The sequence below is a fragment of the Rivularia sp. UHCC 0363 genome, from assembly GCF_034931125.1.
Lineage (GTDB): Bacteria > Cyanobacteriota > Cyanobacteriia > Cyanobacteriales > Nostocaceae > Rivularia.
Genome location: NZ_JAYGHM010000046.1, coordinates 24,056 through 28,424, shown reverse-complemented (window position 1 = coordinate 28,424; position 4,369 = coordinate 24,056). Strand labels below are relative to the sequence as shown.

Annotated in this window: 5 protein-coding genes; 1 reads left to right on the top strand and 4 read right to left on the bottom strand. The window is 37.3% G+C overall.

Features of this window, described 5'->3' with window-relative positions:
- Positions 1-91: 91 nt before the first annotated feature.
- The 4 genes from VB797_RS23065 to VB797_RS23050 form a co-directional block, all read right to left on the bottom strand.
- Positions 92-934 carry an alpha/beta fold hydrolase gene (locus tag VB797_RS23065; protein WP_323240079.1) on the bottom strand — a complete coding sequence of 281 codons (843 nt, stop codon included), beginning with the start codon at positions 932-934 and terminating at the stop codon, positions 92-94.
- Positions 935-1,095: 161 nt separating this feature from the next.
- Positions 1,096-1,638, bottom strand: a complete 543-nt coding sequence (locus VB797_RS23060; RefSeq protein ID WP_323240078.1) for a hypothetical protein — start codon at positions 1,636-1,638, stop codon at positions 1,096-1,098.
- 97 nt (positions 1,639-1,735) lie between these two features.
- On the bottom strand, positions 1,736-2,368 hold the full coding sequence (locus VB797_RS23055; RefSeq protein ID WP_323240077.1) for a hypothetical protein: 633 nt from the start codon (positions 2,366-2,368) through the stop codon (positions 1,736-1,738).
- Positions 2,369-2,682: 314 nt separating this feature from the next.
- Positions 2,683-3,462: a hypothetical protein gene (locus VB797_RS23050; protein WP_323240076.1), complete on the bottom strand. Its 780-nt coding sequence runs from the start codon at positions 3,460-3,462 to the stop codon at positions 2,683-2,685.
- 559 nt (positions 3,463-4,021) lie between these two features.
- Here VB797_RS23050 and VB797_RS23045 point away from each other — a divergent pair.
- Positions 4,022-4,315, top strand: a complete 294-nt coding sequence (locus VB797_RS23045) for a KGK domain-containing protein (RefSeq protein WP_323240075.1) — start codon at positions 4,022-4,024, stop codon at positions 4,313-4,315.
- Positions 4,316-4,369 lie beyond the last annotated feature (54 nt).

Genomic DNA, 4,369 nt, shown 5'->3' with positions numbered 1-4,369 from the left:
CCCATCTCCCCATCTCCCCATCTCCCCATCTCCCCATCCCCCCATCTCCCCATCTCCCCATCTCCCCATCTCCCCATCTCCCCATCTCTTCTCAACTCCGACGCACGAAGGGCAATAGGTCTTGTAAAATCACTTCATAATGATGTTCTTGGGGATAATGTGCGACATCATTAAGTCCAATTACTTGAGCATCGGGTACGGAATTCGCAAATTTTTCTGCCATATCTACACTTAACCAAGGGTCAGTTTTTCCCCACTGAATTAAAATCGGTTTTTGCCATTCTTTGAATCCAGTTTCGATTTCTGTCATCGCATTTGTTAACTGCAAATTCCGAATCGTTGCGAGTAAACTTCTTCCCGCAGCGGAAGCTTTTAAAAAGGGTTTGCGATAAACGTCTAAATCTTTGTCTTTAATAACGTAACGGCTACCACCTTCTAAAGTTCTGTCAACTAATAAGGGGTCTTGCGTCATCATTTCACCTGCTAAAGGTAGACCCATTTGTTGAATTTTCCAAGGCAATTTAGCTGATGATGAAATCGGCGTGTTAAGTATAATTATGCTGGCTATTTTGTCGGGATTGCGTAGAGCATATTGTAAACCGACAGAACCTAAAAAACCTTGAACGACCAAAGAAAAACGTTCGAGTTCTAATGCTTCGATAAAATTATTTAAAGCTGTAATATATGCTTCGGGAGTGTAGGCAAAATCTCTTTTTTCTGGCTTGCTAGAAAACCCGTAACCAATCCAATCTGGTGCGATCGCCATTGTACCTTGTTGCGCTAATCCCGGCATTATATTTCGCCAGCTATAGCTTTGCGATGGTAAACCATGCAGCAACACAACTGGTAATAAATCGCTTGTACCTATTGGTTCTACTTGCCGATAAAACCACTCCAGTGAATCTACTGTTATTTTGTGTTCTGTTATAGACATTATCAAAAAGCCTTACGCAAATTTTGTTATTAATTCCTAGTTTGAATTAAAGAATAAAAGCAGTAGAAGTAAGGAAATCAAACTTCTTCTATAACTAGCATAGGCTTTTCGATGCTTTTAACAAAAGTAATTTTTGATATTTGATTTACTTAGATAAAATCTTACAAATGGCTACAGCGATGCCATCCCCACGATGCTGACACTTCATTATTATCAGGATTTCCACTAAGCTCTACTTGAGGATGTGGAACTATCCAACTCACATTAACTACAACATAGCAAGCATCAGCGTCTAAGCGATGGCGTAGATTGAGCAAGATTGCATCTTTACCTGAATGCGAAGCTTTATGATAAACACAAAATCCTTGCGGCGAATTACCTTGTATGCAACGGTATTCGGAACCCAAATCCTCACGAGGTATTCCTGTTGCGTTGACTTGAGGATAAATATAAACTACAACTCGAATCGGAACCTGCGGAGTTTCCAACCATCCAAGCAAAGTATCTGATTGCGCGACAGCTAACCAGCGTATTTTAGACGGTGGGGCTTTAATTCGGCCACCAGCACTCGACCAATCAACATAAAACGGCTGAAGTTGGAATTCCCTATCTGACGTAACGATAAAATTTGGGGGTGTTTTGGGAGCCGCTAAAACCTCTTGTGGGAGGTAGGAAGTAAAGGTGGCATTATCTTGTAAAGTCATATCTTGCTTACCAGATTTAGGATGATTTTTGTTACACCCACCACCTATGCTAGAAAAAATAATTGCGCTAACCGCGATAATCAAAAAATGTATGACACTACCGCTTAACACATTTAATCTCATCATCATTTTGTTCGTAAGCAGCACCAGAGAATTTCTGTACTCCCGTACTAACAGTACCGAATCCCTCAGTTCGGTAGCGATACAAGGTTCCTGCCTTGCACTTCGCAACAACGGTTCTACGGAATCGTTGAACCCTACTGCTCGGAAGTGTCACGGTTTTACTTTTGAGAGTAGCAACACGCTGCCAACCATACCAACGTGACCTGTAGGTCTTGCCACTAACGCTATTTGATACAAGAGGGAAGATTTTGCATTGTGACTCAATACGTGTATGTATTTCTTCTGAATTATTATTTGAAGGATGTGGATAATATACAGACAATCCGCAGTTCCCAATCGATGGATAAGCTTGAGTTGTTACTCTCCCGAATGTTCCCGTGCTTTCATTCAATACAGTATCTGAGTAAGTATTATCACTTCCAGTAGAAATAGAAGTTGATTGATCTATTTCAACATCAGAATTGCTATCGTCTACATTTTCAAAAACAGTATCCGTTAGGTCTTGGGATATATCTTCAATTGCCGAATCTTCTGCGAATGTTCTAGAAACTGTACTAGTTAACAAGAATGTTGAGAGCATTAATATTACTCCTAAATTCTTTTGCATGACTATTACCCCAATCAAGAATAGCGGAAAATCATCAACATAAATAGTCTAATACACTTCAATCAAAGAGTAGGTTGCTAAAGTTAATTAGTCAAAAGAAAGCAAAATCATTGATAATTGTGCGAATAAGTCCGGTTCCCAACACAAACTTATGCTTGAGATCGGATAATATTGATACAAAAGTTAATCCTAACTAAGTTCTCTCTGCTCAAAATAATTTAAGGAAACGGAAGACGTAAAAGCTCTTATTAGATATTATTTCATTTCACGAGTGTTATCTGAAACCAGTAAGGGAATAGTTGAAGCAGTATATATTACGCTGCTTTAAAAAATCGAATAATTTCTCTGACGTGTTCTAAAAATTGCCCATCGGTGGAAAGTTGAGCGATCGCTTGTTGTGATTCTCTAGATATTCGCTCGTGTTCGGTTTTGTTTGTTGCGCGTAATTCTTCGATATTTGCGGCTATATTAGCTAATTCTCTCCGAGTTTCTTGTAAATAAACTTTTTGCTTTGCTTCTAAAGAGTCAGGGTTTTCTGGATTAAGCTGTTTTTCCATACGTTGAACTGTCTGTTCAATTTTGGTAAAGCGGTGACGTAATTCGACAATATCTTCGCGGGGATATCTTAATTCTTTACCAATCGTTGTTAATCGCTGGTATAAATATTCATAAGCGCTAATGGCTGGTCGTAAACCTGTTAACAATAATGCTGCACCGGAACTTATATAACCAACAGCACTGATACCAGTCGCAGCTAATATATAAAGACCAATTGCAGATAGTATATGTAGAAAAATTGCAACTATCAACGAACGTTTTACTAGAAGTTTGACGTAATCTAGCTGTTTATCACCAACTGGAATTGCTTTTTCAATCGATTGTTTTGCGTCGAAAAACGTTTCTTTAGCTTTAAAATGAATATTCCAAGGTACGGTGACAATTACCAAAAGCCACCAAAAACTTGCACCACCAATTACCCAATCGAGAAAATTACCAGCAGGAATATGAAACCATTGCAGTACGCTAAAAGCTAAAAGTGTTACAACGACTATACTAATAGTGCTGCCACCAAATAAATACAAATTTAAAGGCATTTTGGATTATCTTGATTAAAGTTAATCTTTTTATGATGATAGGAATTTAGGAAATATACTTAAATGCTTGTGATGGTTTGTATATTTACACAAAATAATTAGTATTTGTTTTACGATTTAGATGGCAATTATAGATAGTTTATTCGCGATTAAGTTGTGATACTTTTTAAACTTACACCTAGAATCCTCTAATTAAAAAATAATTTACTACCAGCCGAAACTTCACATTTTATTCAAAATATTGCAAATTATTAATAAAAGTAAATGTCATCACATATAATTTGTTGACAATTTGGTATGACTAAATAATTGTCAAGGATATATAGCGGTTTTCACTTGGGTAAAATACAGAAGAAACCTCACCCCTTCCCCTCTCCTTGGTAAGGAGAGGGGTACCGGAGGCGGGGTGAGGTAAAATTTGTGTCCCTCACTCAACCGAAAACCCCTATATAATAACCATCTACCAACTTCTACCTTTATAAGTTATAAAAGCAAGATAAAAGCGAGCAATATTCTAATTCTTCTGGTAACGCAAATTATTTAAGTATAAAAAATTAGCATGGAAAAACAGTTCGAGCGATTAGAACGAAATGAAGTGATATCTATAAATTCTAAAGATTTTGAAAATCTAGAAATATCTACAACTTTTAAAGTCTTAGAATTGCTAGAAGTTATACAGAAATATATCAGTTTTCAGATGCCAGAAGCATCTTTTTTCGATCAAGGTATTGATTGTGAAATTTTGAAGTTGGGTGCTAGAGGTTGGAAAAAAGGGAAAGTAAGAATTTGTGTAGAATTTTGTCCCGAAGAACCCGAATATCCCTTAGAAGACCTTGCGGAATTATTGGAATGAAGGTTAAAGGTCAAAGGTTAAAGGTTAAAGGTCAAAGGTCAACTCCTAACTCCG

Coding starts and splice junctions, on each gene's coding strand:
- VB797_RS23045 (WP_323240075.1), top strand. CDS start 4,022: ATGGAAAAACAGTTCGAGCGATTAGAACGAAATGAAGTGATATCTATA.
- VB797_RS23065 (WP_323240079.1), bottom strand. CDS start 934: ATGTCTATAACAGAACACAAAATAACAGTAGATTCACTGGAGTGGTTT.
- VB797_RS23060 (WP_323240078.1), bottom strand. CDS start 1,638: ATGACTTTACAAGATAATGCCACCTTTACTTCCTACCTCCCACAAGAG.
- VB797_RS23055 (WP_323240077.1), bottom strand. CDS start 2,368: ATGCAAAAGAATTTAGGAGTAATATTAATGCTCTCAACATTCTTGTTA.
- VB797_RS23050 (WP_323240076.1), bottom strand. CDS start 3,462: ATGCCTTTAAATTTGTATTTATTTGGTGGCAGCACTATTAGTATAGTC.